At 68.1% G+C, this 20708-nt stretch carries 9 protein-coding genes and 2 pseudogenes; 8 read left to right on the top strand and 3 right to left on the bottom strand.

Translation table 11 applies throughout. From position 1 onward, the window contains the following. Positions 1-3 precede the first annotated feature (3 nt). The 5 genes from pglY to SGLAU_RS10275 all read left to right on the top strand — a co-directional run bounded on the left by pglY (position 4) and on the right by SGLAU_RS10275 (position 11499). Positions 4-3888 carry a BREX-2 system ATPase PglY gene (pglY, locus tag SGLAU_RS10295; protein ID WP_043500398.1) on the top strand — a complete coding sequence of 1295 codons (3885 nt, stop codon included), beginning with the start codon at positions 4-6 and terminating at the stop codon, positions 3886-3888. Continuing rightward, positions 3885-6731 (top strand): BREX-2 system phosphatase PglZ, encoded by a 2847-nt coding sequence (gene pglZ, locus SGLAU_RS10290; protein ID WP_043500396.1) that lies wholly within the window; start codon positions 3885-3887, stop codon positions 6729-6731. Before pglY ends, pglZ begins: the two co-directional genes overlap by 4 nt. A gap of 81 nt (positions 6732-6812) precedes the next feature. Beyond that, positions 6813-8177 (top strand): BREX system ATP-binding protein BrxD, encoded by a 1365-nt coding sequence (brxD, locus tag SGLAU_RS10285; protein ID WP_043500395.1) that lies wholly within the window; start codon positions 6813-6815, stop codon positions 8175-8177. After that, positions 8174-10336, top strand: a complete 2163-nt coding sequence (locus SGLAU_RS10280) for a DEAD/DEAH box helicase (RefSeq protein ID WP_043500392.1) — start codon at positions 8174-8176, stop codon at positions 10334-10336. Before brxD ends, SGLAU_RS10280 begins: the two co-directional genes overlap by 4 nt. A gap of 107 nt (positions 10337-10443) precedes the next feature. Then, positions 10444-11499 carry a beta family protein gene (locus SGLAU_RS10275; RefSeq protein WP_043500390.1) on the top strand — a complete coding sequence of 352 codons (1056 nt, stop codon included), beginning with the start codon at positions 10444-10446 and terminating at the stop codon, positions 11497-11499. 10 nt (positions 11500-11509) lie between these two features. On the opposite strand, the gene SGLAU_RS10270 is transcribed toward SGLAU_RS10275, so the two are convergent. Both SGLAU_RS10270 and SGLAU_RS10265 read right to left on the bottom strand, forming a co-directional pair. After that, positions 11510-12148 (bottom strand): hypothetical protein, encoded by a 639-nt coding sequence (locus tag SGLAU_RS10270; protein ID WP_043500389.1) that lies wholly within the window; start codon positions 12146-12148, stop codon positions 11510-11512. Continuing rightward, positions 12145-13557, bottom strand: a complete 1413-nt coding sequence (locus tag SGLAU_RS10265) for an AAA family ATPase (RefSeq protein ID WP_043500387.1) — start codon at positions 13555-13557, stop codon at positions 12145-12147. The genes SGLAU_RS10270 and SGLAU_RS10265 overlap by 4 nt, the downstream gene beginning before the upstream one ends. Before the next feature lie 231 nt (positions 13558-13788). Between SGLAU_RS10265 and pglX the strand changes: the two genes are divergently transcribed. Further along, a complete protein-coding gene (pglX, locus tag SGLAU_RS10260; protein ID WP_052413696.1) occupies positions 13789-17433 on the top strand; it encodes a BREX-2 system adenine-specific DNA-methyltransferase PglX in 3645 nt (1214 codons plus the stop codon). Between the two features lie 636 nt (positions 17434-18069). Here the strand turns inward: pglX and SGLAU_RS10255 are convergent. Further along, positions 18070-19160 (bottom strand): annotated as a pseudogene (locus SGLAU_RS10255) (IS630 family transposase). A gap of 239 nt (positions 19161-19399) precedes the next feature. On the opposite strand from SGLAU_RS10255, the pseudogene SGLAU_RS36180 reads away from it, so the two are divergent. Then, positions 19400-19903, top strand: a pseudogene (locus SGLAU_RS36180) (hypothetical protein); the annotation flags it as partial. Then, the gene (locus SGLAU_RS35925; protein WP_208868981.1) at positions 19882-20550 is read left to right on the top strand and encodes a DEAD/DEAH box helicase family protein; all 669 of its coding nucleotides are present in this window, start codon (positions 19882-19884) and stop codon (positions 20548-20550) included. The pseudogene SGLAU_RS36180 and the gene SGLAU_RS35925, both read left to right, overlap by 22 nt. Positions 20551-20708 lie beyond the last annotated feature (158 nt).

Here is a 20708-nt window from a genome sequence, read left to right as displayed (position 1 = left end):
CCGATGGCCGCCCCCGCCCGAGAGCGCCAGACACCGCTGCTCAAGGACCTGATGGACCTGCCGTCGTCGGTCTCCACCTCCTCCTATGTGCTCAAGCTGGCGGAGGCGGTCACCGAGGAGGGTTCCCAGAAGGCCCTGCAGGACTACGTCGTCACCAGGGAGTTGCTGGGGAACTTCCGCGAGGCCCTCGGTCTGATCTCGACCGCGCTGGAGACGCAGAGCTCCAAGGCCGCGTACCTGCACGGCTCGTTCGGTGCCGGTAAGTCGCACTTCATGGCCGTACTGCACGCGCTGCTCTCGAACAGCTCAGCGGCACGCGCCCGGCAGGAGTTCGACCCGCTGTACCAGGAGTTCGGCTGGCTGCGAGAGGGCGGCAAGAAGTTCATGCTCGTGCCGTACCACATGCTGAACGCCGAGAGCCTGGAGCACCGGGTGCTCGGCGGTTACGTCGACTGGGTGGCCAAGCACCACAAGGACGCCCCCACCCCGCGCGTCTACCGTACTGACGCCCTCTTCGACCAACTCCGCGACATGCGGCAGGACTTCGGCGATGAGCAGTTCCTCGCACAGCTCAACGCCGGCGCCGAGGGCGAGGTCGACGAGTGGGGCAACTCCGCCGCCTTCTGGACCTCCGAGCGGCTCAGCGTCGCGCTGGACGCTGCCGAGGTCCACGACAAGAGCGTCCGTCTCGACCTGGAGAACCCCTCCACCCCGGCCGAACTCCGTGCCCGCCTCACCCAGGATGCGATGCGGACCGTCGCCCGTCAGTACGGCAAGATCGCTGCCCAGGGCGACGGTTTCATCCCGCTTGACGAGGGCCTGTCCGTCATCGCCGAGCACGCCAAGTCCCTCAACTACGACGGGCTCGTGCTCTTCCTCGACGAGCTGATGCTCTGGCTGACGATGATGATGCAGGACGAGAAGCGGGCCTTGCGCGAGTCGGGAAAGTTCACCAACTTCGTGGAGGGCGGCGACAGCCGGCGCGCCATCCCCGTCATCTCCTTCATCGCTCGGCAGCGCGACCTGCGGGAGATCACCGGCGAGGAGATGCACGGCACGGCCGAGCTGGCCATGCAGCACAACCTCAACTTTGCCTCCGGCCGCATCGAGTCCATCAAGCTGGAGGACCGAAATCTTCCCGAGGTCGCGCACGAGCGCCTGCTCAAGCCTCGCTCGGCGCAGGCGGAGCAGGAGGTGCAGGCCGGACTCGACCGGCTGCTCGCCGCCAATCCCGGTGCCGTGCGCGACACCTGGCTCGGTGACGATCAGGCCCTGGTCGGGTCGGGTGAGGAGCCGTTGCGCAAGGCGTATCCGTTCACCCCGGCCTTCATGGATGCCCTCGTCCAGATCTCCTCAGCCCTGCAGCGCAACCGCACCGGCATGAAGCTCATGGGCGAGATCCTCGCCGACCAGCGCAACCGGCTGCGCCTGGGCGACCTCGTATGCCTCGGTGATCTCTATCCCTACTTGGGCAAGGGCGGCGACAAGCCGTTCCAGGACGCGACGCGTGTGGTGTTCGAGTCGGCCGAGCGGCTGTACAAGACCAAGCTGCGGCCTTACCTGCTCACCACCCACAAGGTCAACGATGAGGAGGCCGTCGCCTACGAGGCCGACCCCGAGTCGGTGCCCGCTGAACGCCGGCCCCCTCTGAGCGCGTTCCTCGGCGATGACCGGATCATGCGCACCCTGCTGCTGTCCGCTCTCGCCCCCGGCGCGGTGTCCTTGCAGAACCTCACGGTGGAGCGGCTGCTCGCCTTGAACCACGGCTCGATCAAGAGCCGGTTCAAGGGCGGCGAGGTGCAGGCCCTGGAAGGCAAGCTCAGTCAATGGGCCGGGCAGTTCGCCGAGATCAAGGTCAGCGGTTCCGGAGCAAAGGCCTCCGTGCTCCTCGAACTGACCGACATCGACCTCGACTCGATCCTCGCCAACGCGAACACCTACACCCAGACCCGTTTCCAGCGGGACCTCGCCGAGCGGATCCTGCGCCGCCAGTTCGACTTGGGTGAGGGGCGCGTAGGCGACGAGCTCAGCTTCGTGTGGAAGGGCTCGCCCCGCACCGTCGAGGTGACCTTCGCCAACGTCCGTGACAAGGACCGCGTCAGTGACCAGAGCCTGAAGCCGGCCACCGACGGCCTGTGGCGGATCGTCGTCGACTATCCATTCGACGACGGGGAGTTCGGTCCGCGCGAGGACGCCATGCGCATCGACGGACTGCGGAATCAGGAAAGCCCCGACGGGCCGGCCCGCACCCTTGCCTGGTTGCCCACCCACCTATCTCGGCAGGCGCGGGACAGCTTCCGGCGGCTCACCGTCATCGACAACGTCCTCTCCGACGAAGACCGCTTCCACGGCACCTTCGCCAAGCACCTGGGCCAGGACAAGCGGGTACGCGCCTGGCAGTTGCTCGAAGCCCAGCGTGACACCCTGACGCGGGAGGCCGAGAAGGCGTTCAAGCAGGCGTACGGGCTCGCGGACAAGAAGGAGAGCGAGGTCCAGCTCGGCTTCGACGACCACCTCGACGCCGTGTACCCGGTGCCCGGCCTGTCGCTCCCGATCGGCGCCTCATTCAGCAAGGCCGTCCGGGTCATCGCCGCACGTCTCCTGGAGCGCCAGTTCCCGGCCCACCCGGTGCTCGACCAGGACACCCCCGGCCGGGCGGTCACCACAGCCGACGCGAAGAAGGTGTACGGCCTCGTGAAGCAGGCCGCTGCGGCACGCGACCGGCGTGTCGAGGTGCCGTCCGGTGACCGCAACCTGATGCGGCGGCTGGCCGAGCCGCTGAAGCTCGGCACCATGGGTGAGGCGTACTTCGAACTGTCCTCGTACTGGACGGAGTTCTTCACCGGCCAGGCTCGCGCCGACCGCCTTCCCGCCGGCGACGACCTGACGTACGTGCGCCTGACGGACTGGCTGGACCGGCCCGAGCCGCGTGGCCTGCACGAGACGGTCCGGCAGCTCGTGATCGCCTCCTTCGCCGAGATCGACGACCGCGTTTGGGTACGTGGCGGCGGTGTCCAGGACGTGTCCCTCGCCTTCACCGCCCGCCCTGGCGACGCCCTGCGCACCCAGCCGCGGCCTGCGGAGTCCGACTGGGAGGAGGCGCTATCCCGCTTCGAGTCCCTCTTCGGGGACAAGCCCAAGTCCCGGCTCTACCGCGGGCAGATCATCAACCAGTTCGCCACCGCCGTCCGCGAACAGGCCCGCTCGCTCGCCGAGGACGCCGGGGAACTGGTGCGTCGCCTGGAGGCCGTGCAGAACAGGCTCGGCCTCGACGAGGCGGACCCGGCAGGGCGGCTCGCCCTCGCCCGCCACTCCCTGGCCCTCGTCAAGCGGCTGGCGGAGACCGCCGAGGCGGGCTCGGCAGCCGCCCGCCGCACCGTGGAAACCCTCGCCGGCTTCGACCTGCGGGGCGTGTCGCCGCTGCGCTACGGCACCTCGCTCGTGCAGGCCAAGAAGGTCGCCACAGCGCTCGCCAACGCCGACTGGGACACCCTGGACCTCGCCGAGACGGAGGGTCCGGAAGGCCACTCCGTCCTGGAACGGCTGAAGGCCGCCGCCCGCAGTGACCAGCAGACCAACGACCTCGCCGCTGCCCTGGAGGCCGCACGGCGCGAGGTGATCGCCTTGCTGAGGGCCAACCGGCCCGGCCCGCCCCAGCCGCAGCCGACCGCCGGTCCCTCCGGCGCCGACGACATCTCGCTGAAGGGGGACGACGCCGAGCCGTCCGTGCCGTCCACCCACACGGCCGCTGGCGGAGCACGGCGGGCCGGTGGCGGCCGCACCAAGGCACGTACCGCCGCGGCCGAGTTCGCCGCCGAGATCCGTGCACTCGTCGAGGAGAACCCCGAGGCCGAGATCGACATCAAGTGGCAGGTGGTGGACGAGTGACCTTCGCTACCACTGCCGCCGGCCTCGCCCGGCTCACTCCCTCGCTTCTCACCCAGTACCTGGCCGCCAGGCCGGGACTGGACGGTCGTAACCGTGAGGTCGTACTGCTCCGCGCCCTCCCCGAGTGGGACGGGCCCAACGTCCTCGGCTACGGCGGCGGGCGGCAGGCATCCGTCGTCGCGGCCCCGTCACCGCTCGCCGTGCACGAGCAGATCCTCGGCCACCTCGACGGTTCCGGTGACGCACCCCCTGTCCTGGTCGTGCTCACTGACCGCGAGGAAGCCGAGCTCGATTCCGGGCTGCTTGCCCGTGTGTGGAAGCGCGGCATCCGCAGCGTGGACAACTGGGAAGTGGTCCGCACCTCCTTCGGCGCCGGATCCTACGACCTCCGGCTGCAGCGAAGCGGTGAAGGCTGGGCCGCCGAGGCGCTGCTCGAGGCGGCTCCGCTCGACGGCTGGCCGAAAATCGCGGGCGGCGTCCTCACTCGCGATCACGCCCTCGCCCAGCTCGCCCAGCGCCGACTCGGCCTCGGCCGGTACGCGGACGGCGCGGACGACTCGCCAGGCCTCGCCGACGACCGCATCGATCTCCCCGCCCTGCTGCGCTGGGCCGTGCGGCCCGGGGCCGCCGAACAGTTCCTCGCCCTCCGCGACGCCGAACGCGACGGTCTCGCCGACTTCCTCTGCGAGGAGGGGCAGGGCGGGCCGGCCGCCGCCGTCCTCTTCGGCCTGGTCGGACAAGGCCACGGGACCGACGCACTGGCGTACGGCCTGATCGCCGCCGCCCTGTGGACCCACACTGACGCCCCGGGCCCGGAGGTGTACCGGGCGCGCGGCAAGGCCGAGCTGTGGGCCGGCGGCCAGGCAGGGCTGGCCCCCGAGGAGTCCGATGCACGCTTCGCCCGATACGGCACAGTGACTGAAGCGGTCGTGGAGACGCTCCTCACCAGGCAGGACCGGCGCACGCTGACGCCCCTGCTGCAGCGCGCCGAGTTGCTGGCCCACCAGTTCGGGGCCGAGGAGGCCGCGGCCGAGAGCCCCTTCCTCTCGTCCGGCTTCGAGGCCCGTGCGGCGCGCACCGGCGCGGCCCTGGCCACCGGTGACCTCGACCGCATCTCGTCGGTGGTGAAGGCATGGGGCGAGCATCGGTTCGCCTCGCGCCCGGAGGGGCGAGCTCGCGTCGAGCGTGCCCGTATGGCACTGAGGCTCGCCGCCTGGCTGGCCGTACCAGTACAGCAGCTGCGGTCGGTCGAGGAGTGGCTGACGCTGCAGGTCACCGACACCGCCTGGGCCGACTTCGCCCTCGACCGGATAGAGGCGGGCGGCGAGGACGTCCCGGTCCTGCGGGACGCGTACGACCGTCTCGGTGAACAGGTCCGCGAGCGCAGGCGTGAGATGGACCGGGCCTTCGCGCAGCGCCTGGCCGCCTGGACGGAGAGCGGTGGCGCGCCCGGCTCTCTCCTCACCGTGGAGGACTTCCTCGATCGGGTAGCCGCCCCGGCCGTTCAGGGCAAGGACCGGCGGCGTCTGCTGATCGTCGTCGTCGACGGTATGACCGCCGCCATCGCCGCCGAGCTCGGGCAGGAGCTGCGCGACCGCTTCAGCGAGTACGACCCCTTCCCGGAGGCCGAGGGACGGCCTCAGCGCAGGGCCGTGGCCGCCGCGCTGCCCAGCGTCACCGCCGTCAGCCGCACCAGCCTGTTCGCCGGACGGCTGCTGCGCGGCACCCAGGCCGACGAGAAGCGGCTCTTCGCACGGCACCCGTTCGCCGGTTCCGGGCGTGCGGCGGCCGTTTTCCACAAGGACGACCTGCGCGCGGAACGCACCGGCAGCCCCTTCAGTGCCTCGCTGGAAGCCGCCCTGCACGACGGGCGCACCCATGTCGCGGTCGTCCTGAACACCATCGACGACCGGCTCGCGAAGGAGCAGCGCCTCGGCGCCACTCGGTGGACCGTCGACGAGGTCGGCTTCCTCGGCGAACTCCTCGACACCGCCGCTGCCGAAGGTATGGCAGTCCTGTTGCTCTCCGACCACGGGCACGTCGTAGACCGGCGCGACCGGCGCGTGTCCGTGCCCGACGCCGCGGACCGCTACCGTCCGTACGACGAAGGAGAGTTGGACGATCGGGAGATCCGGCTCCGTGGACCGCGCGTGGTCGCCCCGGAGCCCGGGGGAGCCGTCACAGCCCTGTGGGACGCCGACAGCCGCTACACGGCACGCAAGGCCGGCTACCACGGCGGTGCCTCCCTCGCTGAGATCGCCATTCCGCTCCAGGCATACCTGCCGTTCGGTGCCACACCTCCCGAGGGATGGCGGGAGCTGGGGGATCCGGCTCCCCAGTGGTGGTCGCTCGACCGCATGCCCGAGAGCCCGGCTGCCCCGGCTGCGGCACCGGCCGCCGCGCCCGCTCTGGCACGCCGCCGCCCGGCGAGGCCGAAGCCGGCCGCGCAGGAGGAGAGCCTGTTCGCCGAGCAGGCCGTCGACGTCCCAATGCGGCAGGACCGGCCAGCGGAGGTGGAGGCCGCTCCGGAGCCCGATCTACCCACCACGCTCGTGGACACGCTCCTCGACTCGGAGGTCTTCAAGGCCCAGGTGGAGCTCGTCGGCCGCAGGCTGGACCTGGAGAAGGTACGCGCCGCTGTGCAGGAGCTGCTCGAGTCCGGGACTCTGCCCCTCACAGCGCTGGCTCAGCGAGCCGGAGAGCGGCCCGCACGCGCCGTGGGCTTCGCCGCCGTACTGCGTCAGCTCCTCAACCACGACGGTGAGCAGGTTCTGGAAATCCTGCCGGACAACCGCACCCTCCGCCTCAACGTGCCGCTGCTGAAAACCCAGTTCCGGCTGTGAGGAGCAACCGCGGCGCCGTGCCGCCCGCCCTGTCCCCGGAGACCGGAGCCGGGCGGGCGGTGACCGTGGGAAACTGGCAAAGTGAGTGATCAGCCGTCCTCTTCCGCATCCCCTGCTCCCGCCGGTGCGGTGTCGCCCGCGCGGCGGCGGGCCGTCGTCGACGCGCTGCGACGTGGAGCCGTGCCCGACAGCGGTCTCGATCTCCTGGCCACCGGCCTCGATCGGTTCGAGGCGGCCGTGGACGCTGAACTGGACGCCGTCATAGGCGGCGGCTCTGCCTTCAAGGCCGTGCGCGGCGAATACGGTAGCGGTAAGACGTTCTTCGCCCGCTGGCTCGGCGAGCGTGCCAAGCGGCGTGGCTTCGCGGTCGCCGAGGTGCAGGTGTCCGAGACCGAGACGCCCCTGCACCGGTTGGAGACGGTCTACCGACGGGCCACCGAGCGCCTGGCCACCGCGAGCTTTCCGCCGTCGGCACTCCGTCCTGTCGTCGACGCATGGTTCTACGCGCTCGAAGAGGACGCCCTGGCCGAGGGCGCCGACGACTCCCGGCTCGAAGCCGCCGTGGCCAGGCTCCTCGACGACCGTCTCTCGGAGGTCTCCCGGGACGCCCCAGGATTCGCCGCCGCCCTGCGCGGCTACCACTCGGCGCTGGGAGCGGGTGACGAGGCCACCGCCGCGGCCGTCCTCGCCTGGCTCGGCGGCGAACCGCACGTGGCCGCCGCCGCCAAACGTGCCGCGGGGGTCCGCGGCGACCTCGACCACTTCGGGGCCCTCGGTTTCCTCCAGGGACTCCTGGCCGTACTGCGCGACAGCGGGCACCCCGGGCTCCTCCTTGTCCTCGACGAAGTGGAGACCCTGCAGCGGGTGCGCTCCGACGCCCGCGACAAAGCGCTCAACGCCTTGCGGCAGCTCATCGACGAAGTCCACTCCGGCCGGTTCCCCGGCCTCTACCTGGTGATCACCGGTACTCCGGCCTTCTACGACGGCCCCCAGGGTGTACAGCGCCTCGCCCCGCTTGCCCAGCGCCTCGCCACCGACTTCTCCACCGATCCCCGCTTCGACAACCCGCGAGCGGTGCAACTCCGGCTTCCGGGCTTCCAGTTGAATTCGTTGACCGAGCTGGGCCGGAAGATCCGGGACGTGTACGCGGCGGGGAGCACCGACCCCGGACGGCTGCTCTCGGTCGCCGACGACGCTTACGTCGCCGACCTGGCCCGCGCGGTCGGCGGTGCTCTGGGTGGCAAGGTCGGCGTCGCTCCTCGCCTCTACCTCAAGAAGCTGGTCGGTGACGTCCTCGACCGCATCGACCAGTTCCCCGACTTCGATCCGCGCGTCCACTACCGCCTCACCGTCGACCGCACCGAACTCACCGACGCCGAACGCCATGCGGCCACCATCACGGCGGCCTCGGCGACGTCGGCCGACGAGGTGGAGCTCGACCTGTGAGCGAGGGCGCGGCGACGGGCACGGACCCCATCGACCGGTTGGATCCGGTCGTCCTCCACCACATCGTCAACAGCCTCGGCTGGCCGGGCCTCAGACCCCTGCAGTCCGCGGCGATCGGGCCACTGCTCGACGGCGAGGACGCGATCCTGCTCGCGCCGACAGCCGGCGGCAAAACCGAGGCAGCCGCCTTCCCCCTCCTCACCGCCATGGCCCGGAACGGCTGGTCCGGTACCTCGGTTCTCTACCTCACGCCACTGCGCGCCCTCCTGAACAACCTCCAGCCTCGCCTGCACACCTACGCCCAGTGGCTCGGGCGCACGGCGGCGCTCTGGCACGGCGACACGGCCGAGGCAGAACGACGGCGCCTGCGGCGCGAGCCGCCCGACATCCTCCTCACCACGCCGGAGTCCCTCGAAGCGCAGCTCATCAGCGTCAAGACCGACCACGCCCTGCTGCTCGGCGCAGTGCAGACCGTCGTCGTGGACGAGGTGCACGCCTTCGCCGGCGACGACCGCGGCTGGCATCTGCTGGCGGTCCTGGAGCGCCTTCAGCGGCTGACCGGGCGGTCGTTGCAGCGTGTCGGCCTGTCGGCCACAGTCGGCAACCCGGACCAGCTCCTCGCCTGGCTCCAGGGCTCCGGACACGGCCACCGGCCCGGCAGGGTTGTCGCCCCCGGCGTCGGACTCCGCCCGTCGCCGGCGGCAGGGGAGGCCCGGCGGGAGAGCGGCGGACCGCCGCCAGGGGACATCGAGTTGGACTACGTCGGCTCCCTGTCGAACGCCGCCACCGTCATCTCCGCCCTCCACCGGGGCGAGAAGCGGCTCGTCTTCTGCGAGTCCCGCCGCCAGGTCGAGGAGCTCGGTCAAGCGCTGCGGGCGCGCGGTGTGACCGTTTTCCTCTCGCACTCCTCCCTCTCGGCGGCCGAACGCCACCGCTCCGAGGAAGCCTTCGCGCAGGCCCGCGACTGCGTGATCGTCGCCACCTCCACCCTCGAACTCGGAATCGACGTCGGCGACCTCGACCGGGTGATTCAGATCGACTCTCCCGCCACCGTCGCTTCTTTCCTGCAACGCCTCGGCCGCACCGGGCGACGCCCGGACAGCACCCGCAACTGCCTCTTCCTCACCACGTCTCACGAGAGCCTCCTCCAGGCGGCCGGGTTGCTCCTCCTGTGGGGCCGGCACTGGGTGGAGCCCGTCATCGCACCGCCCGGACCGCAGCACCTCGTCGCCCAGCAGTTGCTCGCCGTGACCCTCCAGCGCCACAAACTGCCCGCCGCCGACTGGCAGGACGAGTGGAACGGCCTCGCCCCGTTCGACGCCACCGCCCGCCCCGTCCTCGACCACCTCCTCACCGAGGGCTTCCTGGAACAGGACAGCGGCATCTACTTCATCGGCGAACAGGCCGAGAAGCGCTTCGGCAGGCGTCACTTCATGGACCTCACCGCGTCGTTCACCGCGCCGCCCCAGTTCACGGTGTTGCACGGGCGCTCGGAGATCGGGCACACGGACCCGGCGCTGCTCGTCGAGGAGCACGAGGGGCCGCTGCGGCTGCTGCTCGCCGGACGAAGCTGGCAGGTGACGTACGTGGACTGGCGTCGGCAGCGGGTCTTCGTGGAGGCAGCCGAGTCGGGCGGCGTCGCCAAATGGCAGTCCGGCAGCATTCGAGGCTTGTCATACGAGCTGGCCCAGGCCCTGCGTGAGGTGTTGCTCGGTGCGGACCCCGAGGTACGTCTCACCCGGCGCGCGCAGGCCGCCGTCGCCGAGCTACGGGAGACGGAGGGCCGGTTCACGCACCCGGAGATGACGCTGATCACCCGCCACGGGCGCGACGTACGGTGGTGGACCTGGGCCGGTTCCCGCGCCAATGCCACCCTCGCTGCGTGGCTGGCCGGTGCGGTCGATCCGCTGCAGCGGCCCGCGGACGCCTATGTACGACTCCGCCACGACCTCACCCATGAGGAGTGGGCGCAAGCCCGGCGTCAGCCGTGCAAGGAGCATCTTCCGCAGGTCTCCACGGTCGCAGTACGCGGCCTCAAGTTCTCCGCGGCCCTTCCCGAAGATCTCGCCACACGAGTGCTCGCCTCTCGGATCGCCGACCCGGACGGAGCCCTCGCCGTCCTGTCGCAACCGGCGCGCTGGGAGACCGAAACGGTCTGAAAACAGCGCGGCGAGAAAGTCGGTGACCGGATTGCGCCCTTTCGGCGTGCGTTGCTCCAGCTCACCCTGGCCCCAGACCACAGCGGGGCAGTGTGGAGGGGGCCGCCATGTCCGGACCGTTGTACGTCCCTGTCCTACCCGTACGTCCACACGCTGTGGCCGCGGTCAAGGACCTCGCCCAGTGGACCCGCGACCGAATGGCTCCCCTGTGGACACTGCCGGTCATGACAGCAGCGAACGCCGACGAACTCCAACAGGCGGTGGACAAGGAGGTCGGGCGCGTCGCAGCCGTACAGAAGTACACGTGGGCATGGCTGGACGCCCCGTACGCCGAGCTCGATAAGACTCCGTACGTGAACCTGCTGCCCTTTTACTGGTCCCATACCCCGCTCCGGCCGGTCACCGACCCGGACCGCCCCGCCTCCCACCAGGACGTGGCCGCGCACAGTGCCCGAGAGGGCGGCAACGGTCTCGGCATACGCATACGACTGCCCAACACCTGGAACGACGGACTCGCCGAACGCACCGCGGCTCTGCTGGCCCGGACGGATCCCGAGGTGCGAGTGGACCTCCTCCTCGACCTCCAGGCTGTGCGCCCGGGCCGTCCTGACACAGGCAAAGAAGCACTGCGCGCACTCGACGCGCTGGTCCCCCTCACCTCATGGCGCACGGTCGCCGCGTTGGCCGGCGGCTTCCCGGACGACATCGACGGGCTGTTGGAACGGGACCGGGGCGACGCCGATCGCATAGACTGGGAAACGTGGTACGAGATACGCGCGAGCGGGCGGTCCTATGCGGAGGCCGTCCGTTACGGCGATTACGGGACCCTGCCCGCCCGTAACCTCAGCAGGGCGGCGGACGACGGCGACCGGTCGCCGTTTGGACTGCTCCGGTACACGACGGCACGGTCCTTCTTGCTCGCCAGGTTCTGGGCTGGGAAGCGGGGCGAAACCGGCGTCACGCGGGAGGCGGCTCGCTGGATCACCGAATCCCCGGATTTCCGGGGAGAGGGGGCGAGCAAGGGCGATCTCTGGTATCGGCAATGTGCCCGGACGACGGGTTCCAAGGGCACGGGCAACGCCGGCACGTGGAACAAGGTCGGCAACGTTCAGCACATGACGTACGTGGTCCGCTGCTTGTCCGAAGACGCGGAGCGCACATGACGTCGAGAGGTCAGTGACTGCCCTCCAGCACCTTGCGCAGGTCGTCCGTGAACGACTGCCAGGACGTGAGGTGCTTGACGGGCCCTTCGCGATCCAGCATCTGCAGCAGCCGCGCACGGTTCGCCGAGAAGCGAGTCTGCAGCTTCTGCAGACCTCGCCCCTTCTCTCCGCTGGCCGTGGCGATCGCTTGCCTGAGCAGGGCCTTAGGATCCGCCACCGACTCCGCTCGTGCCGGCTTGGGGAGGTCGAGTGCCATCTTGCCGTTGGGGTTGCCCGCCACTTCGCGGATCGCTGACTGGTCGAGCAGCAGCCACGCCTCCAGCATCCGTACGGGGATCACCGCGACATGCGCCAGGCCGGGGCTCACCGCGGCCACCGCATCCGCGATTTCCCGGCGGCGGCGGTCCGGCGGTTCGCGGTCCGAGTCACGATGGATGACGACGAGGTCGTACGCATCTCCTCCATCGCTCAGCTGCTGCGCGGCTCGTAGCTTGTCCACCACCGAGTGACCGGGCTTGTTCGGAAGGCGGTCCAGCTCGGGGACCGTCACAAGAATTTCCCTGCCCATGTCCGCTGCAATCGCCTCGATGTGAAAGCGCAGGCCCGTGTCGCTGGATCCTTCACAGAGATAGAGGGCACGAACGGTCACGAGGGGTCCTTGAGTGTCAGTCGGGCCTCTGGCGGGGCCGTGAGGTACGCAAGAATGTCGGCCTTGGTGCCGTAGCCCTTTCCCGCGCCGCCGGCGCGCCAGGTGTCGGCCAAGGGGCGCAGCCGCAGAGCACGCGCTGTCTTGCCTCCGACGCCCGGAACCATGGTGGTGTCGGCGATCAAGAGATCTGCCGAATCGACGAGCTGCACGACGCCCGGCGAGTGAGTGTTGATCAAAACCTGTCGGAAGGGGTTGTCCTCGTCCACCGGCAGGAAGGGATCCACTGCCAGATCGCGTACCAGGTCGACCATCGCCGAGAGGTTGGCCGGGTGGATGCCGTTCTCCGGTTCCTCCATGCAGAGCAGACCGTGCGCCTGCGGATCCTCCAACAGGACGCACAGAGCGAGGAAGCGCAGGGTTCCCTCCGACAGACTGCGGGCCGGCAACACCATGCCGTCGATCTCGTGGAGCTTGATCGTCAGCAGCTCACGCGTGTCGTCCGCCTCGACGTGCAGCGTCTTGACATGCAGTCCCGACAGGTCCGACAGACGCCCTGCGACCCGCGAGTAGATCCGAGCGGGGTCATCCGGAGACTTCTCCCGAGCGATCCGGTCCAGGCTCCGCGGCAGATGCAGGCCGTCGGGCTGCATCTCGCTGGGGTCTGTATAGCGGTCGGAGGTACGCAGTGCGGAGGGTTCGAGAGCCAGGCGGCGCCAGGACTGCATTTCCCGTCTGGCTGCCAGGATGGTCGGATCGTCGTTGCGGTTGATCGTGGAGAGCATGGTCTGCGGTGCTCGGCTTGCGGGCGTCGGGCGGGGCTGGCCTCTGCGGCTGCCGTCGGCATGGATGCTGACGACTGCGTCACCGGTCTCGAGAGACGTAGAGATGTAGGGAGCGTTCGAGCGGCGAGCGCGGACCACCGCGTTGCGGAAGTCCGCGGCGCGGTGCGGGAAGCGCAGATGTGACAGAGCCTCGCCGGGCCTGATCCGACTGAGGTCCTCGTACCGCAGTGTCAGCCTGCCACCTCGCTCACCACGCTGCGGCGGCTGGTATCCCAGGTGGAGCTCATAGCGGAGGAACGTGGACGTCGGCTCGGCCAGCCTGCCGAAGTCGTCCTCCACTTCACCCGGGACGATCATCTCCGCAGCGAACGTCATCAGGTGTTCACCGTCTGCATAACCGTTCCAGAACAGATCGCGTGCGTCGCCGTGCAGCGCACCATGGGTTCCGCGGACGGCCTGGGCCGCCTCGATCATGGAGAGATCGGCGAGCAGACTCAGGAACTGGATTGCATCGAAGACATTCGACTTCCCCGTGCCGTTCTCTCCTGCGATGCACGTGAAGGGACCGAACTCGACCCTGAGATCCAGAAGGTTCTTGAATCCACTGACTTCGAGCCGTGTCAGCATGTGTCCCCTCGATGGTCCGACCCAGGTGCGCCTCTCGAACCCACAGCGGTGTTCGGCTGCCTCCAGGGTCAGTGCGCACAGGAATGATAGGGCGTCAGGCCACGACCGGCCGCGCGCATCCGGTGGGTGGCCGGTGCCGGAACCCGGGCGTCGGTCGGGGAGCTGGCAGGATGTATCCGACGAGACAGTGGATCGTGGACGTCGACGACGTATGGAGGAGAGGTCGCCGCTGTGCCTCCGACTGACGGAGCTGATACGGGGACGCCCTCGCTGGACAGGGCTGCGCTCCTTGCAGGTCTGCGCAAACAGGTTCGGGCGCTCGAGGCCGACCTCCGCGAGCGCAGCGACGATGTCGACAGGTACCGCGACCGGCTGCGGGTCATGTACGACCATGCGCGAGCATCCGGTCGCACAGGCGCAACGTACGGTGCCTGGCGGGACGAGCACATCACCCAGGCAGCGGTGGCGTGGGTGCTGGGCACGGTGTTCGTACGCTTCTGCGAGGACAACGGACTCATCGACCAGCCCTTCATCGCGGGGCCGGGGCGTCAGCTGACGAAAGCGGAGGAGCGACAGCAGAGCCATCGTGCCGGTCCTTCGGGGAGCAACGCCCGAGACTGGCTGGCACAGGCGTTCACGCACCTGGCGCGGTCGCACGTGGCGATGGCCCGCATCTTCGACAGGACGCGCAATCCCCTGTGGGAGCTGTCACCATCCCCGCAGGCCGCGGCCGCGTTGATGGCGTTCTGGAGGCGGAGAGACGAAGACGGGTCCCTTCGCATCGACTTCACTCACCCGGAACTCGATACGGGCTTCCTCGGGGACTTGTATCAGGACATCAGCGAGGCATCGAGAAGAGCCTACGCGCTCATTCGGACACCTGAATTCATCGTGGACTTCGTCCTCGATCTGGCCGCCGATCCGGCTATCGCGGAATTCGGGACCCCAGGTTTTCGCGGGATCGATCCCGCTTGTGGATCAGGAACGTTTTTGCTGGGGCTCTTCGAGCGACTCCTGGGCGCCTGGCGAGCGAAGGAGCCCGGAACTCCGGATCACGAGCTGATCGGTAGGGCCCTGGACTCCGTCCATGGCTGTGACGTCAACCCGTTCGCTGTAAGTATCACACGGTTCAGGATACTGATGGCAGCCGCGCGGGCAAGCGGTTGTAGAGCACTGACTCAGCTGCCTGGGCATGTGATCAATGTGGCGGTGGGTGATGCTCTGCTGGACGGGCGTACTGCCCCTGGTGGGGCGTCGTTGATGCTTCTGGCGGAGGGGGAGGAGGACGGCGCTGGACAGGTCAACGACGTCAACGAGTTCTCCGAGACATGTGATCTGTTGGGTCGGAACTCCTACCATGTGGTGATCTCGGAGCCGCCCTATATTTCTGTGCCTGACAAGGCGAAAAGCGCCATGTACCGGGAAGCCTATGATGTGGCCTCCGGGACGTTTCCACTCTCGATCCTCTTCACGCAGCGCATGTTCCAACTGGCAGTGAGGAAGACCGAGAGAACACCGGGCGGTTACGTCGGTCAGTACACGTCCAGTTCCTTCACACAGCGGGGCTTCGGTGAGAAGCTGATCGACAAGTTTTTTCCAAGCGTCGCGTTGACGCATGTCATCGACACCTCGGGCGTCTACGCGCCGGGCCACGGGACCCCGACTTTGATCCTGGTGGGCCGGAACGATCCGACCATGCGTGACACCCGCGTGCGGTCGGTTCTCGGCGTGCATGGTGAGCCGACGCTGCCGACGGATCCGGCCGAGGGGATCGTGTGGAAGTCGATCGTCGACCAGATCGACCAGCCCGGCAGCACCTCGGAATGGGTGAGTGTCCAGGACGAACCCCAGCGCCGCTTCTCCCGCTTCCCATGGGCGATGACGGGTGGTGGAGGCGCGGAGCTCATGGATCTTCTCTCGCGGGCCCCCCGGACACTGTCGGACGTCCTCGCCGGCCGCGTCGGCGGTGGCGTGGACCTGGGGCAGACAGCAGTCTTCGCCCTCGGTCGGCCTTGGTTCGCACAGCACCCGGACTCGGCCGGACTGGCCCGAGCCATGGTCACTGGTGAGACGGTACGGGACTGGCGTGCCGGAGTAGCGGCGGACGTACTGGCTCCTTACGACGAAGACGGTTCCCCCCTTCCACTGGATCTCAACGCCTCGTGGGGGCGGCACCTCTGGACGATGCGACAGATTCTCCGGGCGGCTTCCGGTGCTCGGGGGACGTCCAGGGATGGGGCTGGTCCCTGGTGGACCTGGAGATCTTGGTCTCGCGAGGCTCGCCGGGAGCCAGTGATCGCATTCGCATCGGTGGCCACGCACAACCACTTTGTCCTGGAAAACGACGGGCGGGTACTCAACAGGACCGCGCCCGTACTGCGACTCGCGCCCACGGCAGCAAAGGACGAGTACATCGCGCTGCTGGGAGTGCTCAACTCGTCGACGGTCTGCTTCTGGTTGAAGCAAACCGGTTCTTCCATCGGGGCCGCAGGACCAGGTACTTCTCCGCCAGGCGAGGAGTGGGCCCAGGCCTACCGGTTCCCCGCGGCGTCTTTGGCACGACTTCCGTTGCCGAGTAGCGCTCCATTCATCCGTGCGGGTGAACTGCATGGCCTGGCCCAGCGGCTTGATGCCCATGAGCCGAGCGCTGTCTGCGCCCGAGAACATCGGTCCGTCCGAGATGCTTTGGACGCGGCGAGAGCTGCTAATGAAGAGATGAGCGGTCAGATGATCGCCCTTCAGGAGGAGCTGGACTGGGAAGTCTACGGCTCCTACGGATTGTTGTCCGACGATGACCGGGCCCGCCTGACAACTCGCCCTGATGTTGCGCCGCCCCCGCTGCGGCCGGGTGAACGTGCCTTTGAGATTGTGCTGGCACGCAAAATCGCCGCTGGCGAGGCTTCGGACTCGTGGTACGTAAAGAATTCTTGGTTCGAGAGGCACAATGCCACACCGATCACTGAGATTCCGCAGCACTGGCCGACTGCATACAAGAAAGCCGTGCGAGCCAGAATCGACGCCATCAAGTCCCATCTGGTGATCGCCGCCGTTGAGCGCCCGGAGTACAAGCGGCGGTGGTCGTCCGAGCCATGGGAACGACGCGAGGAGCGAGCGCTGCGTACCTGGTTGCTCGACCGTTGCGAGGACGAGCGCCTCTGGTTCGAGAACAGGGGCGGGGTCAGGCACCCGCGTCCGCGGACGATCGACCAGCTCGCACGGATTCTCGGTGCCGATGCGGCGGTGCTTGCCGTGGCTGCGGTCTATGCGGCCGACCATCTTGGGAGGCGGGAAGCGACACTTCATGATGTGCTGGCGGCGATCCTGGCCGATGCGTGTGTGCCTTATGCGTCGGCGCTGAGATACAAGGAGTCAGGACTGCGTAAACGTGCCCAGTGGGAGCAGGTGTGGCAACTCCAGCGCAGCGAGGACAGGACAGGTGAGGCACTGGGTATCCCCGTCCCGCCGAAATACAGCGCCGCAGACTTCAGGAGTTCCTCTTATTGGTTGCTTCGTGGAAGCCTGGACATCCCCCGGGAACGCTTCATCTCGTATCCAGGTGTCGTCGCTGAAGGTGACAATCTGCTGGTCGGCTGGTCCGGCTGGAGCGATACGGAGCGTGTTCGCGTACTGCTGGATCTGATCGGCATGTTGCAGCAGGCGCGCCGGAATGTGCGCGAGATGACCCCTTTGCTCGCGGGCGTCCAGGAACTGATCCCTTGGGTTCGCCAATGGGAGGACAGAACAGAGTCCGGGCCGGACGTCGATCAAGTCAATTCGTACCAACGCGAACTCGAACGTCTCTGCTCCGCATATGGGTTGAGCATGCACGACTTGACCGCTTGGCGGCCTCCAAAAGTAACCGCGAAGAACAAGTGAATTATGGGCTTTTAGTCTTTGCAGCACCGATCCTCGAACGCCCCCTCAACCCAACCCGTCCACTTGGATGTCCCTCCCAAGTCAGCTCACGGCTGGCGTGCGCACCAGCTCGTCATGGAGCACCTTGAAAGTTCTGACCGCTGTGTTCCAGCCTGAATCATGAGGTTGAAGGACAGGCGGCAGGGGAGGGGCGTGGAAGATGCATCACGAATCCAATCAGGTGCGACGCGTGGAAAGCTCTCTTGGCTGGACGGGCTGATCCGCGCTGCCGCCGGCCGACGCGGCTCCTGAACCCCGTTAGTCATCACGGACGCAAAGGCGAAGGCGTACATCTCGTACCTGGCCATACCGCCTGGGCGGCCCTGCATCATCTGACAGACCTGCGCGACTCCGTCACCGACATGGTCCGCAAGGAGGCGCAGGCACGCCCTCAACCGACACCGTACTACCTGGCCTTGACCGGCCTCGTCATCGAGGAGTCGGAGTCGTCGGTCTGGTCCGACTCCGGACTCCCGGGCCGCTCAGGCTGCAGGATCAGAGGGGTTGCCTCTGGCTGCCTCCGAGCGACCCGGGTCGATCCGGGGTCGAATCAGCGCGATTTCCTCTGACTGCCTCCGATCGCCTCTGCAACCCGTCCTAGTGACCTGAGTCGGAGATTCGTCGGCAGTAGGCGGCTACTTTGTCGAGGATCTCGTCGGCGGTCTTGGTCCAGATGAACGGCCTTGGGTGTTCGTTCCAGTCGGCGAGCCAGCTGCGGATGTCCCGTTCGAGGGCTTGGACGGAGCGGTGGACGCCTCGCTTGAGCTTCTTCTGCGTGAGCTCGGCGAACCACCGCTCGACCAGGTTCAGCCAGGACGAACTCGTCGGTGTGAAGTGAAGATGGAAGCGCGGGTGTGCCAGCAGCCACTTCTTGATGGCGGGCGTCTTGTGGGTGACGTAGTTGTCCAGGATCAGATGGACATCGAGGTCGGCGGGGACTGTCTTGTCGGGCTTGGCCAGGAACTTTTTGAACTCCACGGCCCGGTGGCGCCGGTGCAGGGAGCCGATCACCTTGCCGGTGGCGACTTCCAGTGCGGCGAACAGGGTGGTGGTGCCGGCGCGGACGTAGTCGTGGCTGCGGCGTTCGGGAACGCCGGGCGCCATCGGCAGCACGGGCTGGGACCGGTCGAGGGCCTGGATCTGGGACTTTTCGTCCACGCAGAGGACCAAGGCCTTCTCCGGCGGGTCGAGATACAGCCCACCACGTCGCGGACCTTGTCGATGAACAGCGGGTCCGTGGACAGCTTGAACGTCTGCGACCGGTGCGGCGCGAGCGCGAACGCCCGCCAGATCCGTGAGATCGCCGACTGTGACATGCCCGTGGCCGCCGCCATCGACCTGGTCGACCAGTGGGTGGCGTTCTTGGGCTTCTCCTCGAGTGTCTTGACGATGACCCGCTCGACGTCTGCATCCGTGATCTTCCGCGGGACACCGGGCCGTGGCTCGTCGGACAGGCCGTCCAGGCCACGCTCGAGGAATCGCCTCCGCCAGGTGCGGACCGTGTCCGGCGAGACGCACAGCCGACGGGACACCTCCATGATCGAGTGCCCGTCGGCGCACTCCAGCACGATCCGTGACCGCTGGGCCAGGGCCTGGGCCGTCGTGCGGCGACGCACCCAGCCCTCCAGCACGGCCCGCTGGGCATCGGTCACCGACAACGGCGGAATCTTCGGACCTGGACGACTCATGCCGAATCAACGACGAATCTCCGACTCAGGTCACTAGCAGGTCACAGCCGGTTCGCCCCACAAAGCCGCAGGTCAGAAGGGTGCTCCTGGAGAACCCGGCGTACAGCCCGACTCGTCTGCCACCCAGGGCTTCTGGCCAGCGAAAGCACAGGTCAGATGCACTCTTGGGTGTGATGGGGCCTGGTGGGGCCCCGCTTCGCACCGGTTCAAACGGGCACCTTGCGGCTACGTAGGTAGCCATGAAGGTAGCCATGCCTCGTGAACCCCAGGCGGGCACGGCGGGACCGGGTCCCCGGCAGGTGTTTGCCTGGTCAGTGACCTTTCAGCGTCGGTTGGGAACGGCGAGGCTGGCTCATCTTTCGTTCAGCTCTCTCTTGGTGTTTCCGGCGACCTTGTGGCGCAAGGAAGGATCGGTTGGCTTCCGCTCTTCAGCCTTCTCGGAGGCGCATGGCCGGAACGCGGAACTCGGGTCTGGCCCCCGTCTGCCGCTCCTGGACGATCGGACGAGGCGAGTGGACGAACCGGAGCTTGCCGCGCATGGTCCATCAGGCAGCGGGCATAGCGGGTGTCGCGCGCCAGCCTTCCTTTCTCTCACCGCGAACTTCGTCAACTTCACGCCGACCGGCAAGCGCATCGCCGAACCGCACCAGTACTTCGCGGTCACTAAGGCCGTGAACAAGATCGTCGAGGCGACTCGCAGCAACGGCCAGGCCGGCGTGGTCTGGCATACGCAGGGCGCCGGCAAGTCCGAGGAGATGGTGGAGACCTCGGCTCTGGTCTCGCGCCACCCGGCCCTGAACAACCCCAGGAGAAAGCCACCGGCGCCGGCCACCCGCAGCTCTCCGACCGCCGCAACATCCTGGTCATCGTCGACGAGGCGCACCGCTCCCACTACGACAGCCTCGACGGGTACGCCCGCCACCTGCGCGACGCGCTCCCATACGCCACCCTCATCGCCTTCACTGGCACCCCGATCCCTAAGGCGGAAGCCGACACCCGCGCGGTGTTCGGCGAGTACATCGACATCTACGACCTCAAGCGAGCCGTTGACGACGACGCCACCGTTCGCGTCTACCACGAGCCGCGCGTCATCGATGTATCGCTCCCGCCTGGTAGCGACCCCGACGCACTCGACGAACAGGCCGACGCGCTCACCGAGGGTATGGACGACGCCGAGCGCCGTCGCGCCTTGCAGTACGCCGCCACCATGAACACCGTCTACGGCGCACCTGACCGCATAGCGACCCTGGCGGACGACCTCATCGCCCAACTGGGAGCAGCGTCGCAAGCTGATGAAGCCGCAGATCGGCGGCCCCGGCGAGGCCATGATCGTGTGCGCTACCCGCGAGATCTGTGTCCGCCTCTACGACGCGCTCGCCGAGCGGCGTAAGCACTGGGCGAGCGACAAGGTCGATGAAGGCGTCATGAAGATCGTAATTCACGGCGAACGCACCGACCCGGAGCACCTGCGCAAGCACGCGCTGCGCAAGTCCCAGCAGAAGACAGTGCAGGCCCGCGCCGAGGACCCCGACGACTCCCTCGAACTGC

Origin of the sequence: Streptomyces glaucescens (assembly GCF_000761215.1) — a bacterium.
GTDB classification, from domain to species: Bacteria; Actinomycetota; Actinomycetes; order Streptomycetales; family Streptomycetaceae; genus Streptomyces; species Streptomyces glaucescens_B.
The sequence above is the reverse complement of the archived record's forward strand: the minus strand, read 5'-3'. Positions and strand labels throughout refer to the sequence as shown.

Excerpts from the sequence above, each read along its gene's own strand:
- SGLAU_RS10265 (WP_043500387.1), bottom strand. The coding sequence starts at position 13,557 with ATGCTGACACGGCTCGAAGTCAGTGGATTCAAGAACCTTCTGGATCTC.
- pglY (WP_043500398.1), top strand. The coding sequence starts at position 4 with ATGGCCGCCCCCGCCCGAGAGCGCCAGACACCGCTGCTCAAGGACCTG.
- SGLAU_RS10275 (WP_043500390.1), top strand. The coding sequence starts at position 10,444 with ATGTCCGGACCGTTGTACGTCCCTGTCCTACCCGTACGTCCACACGCT.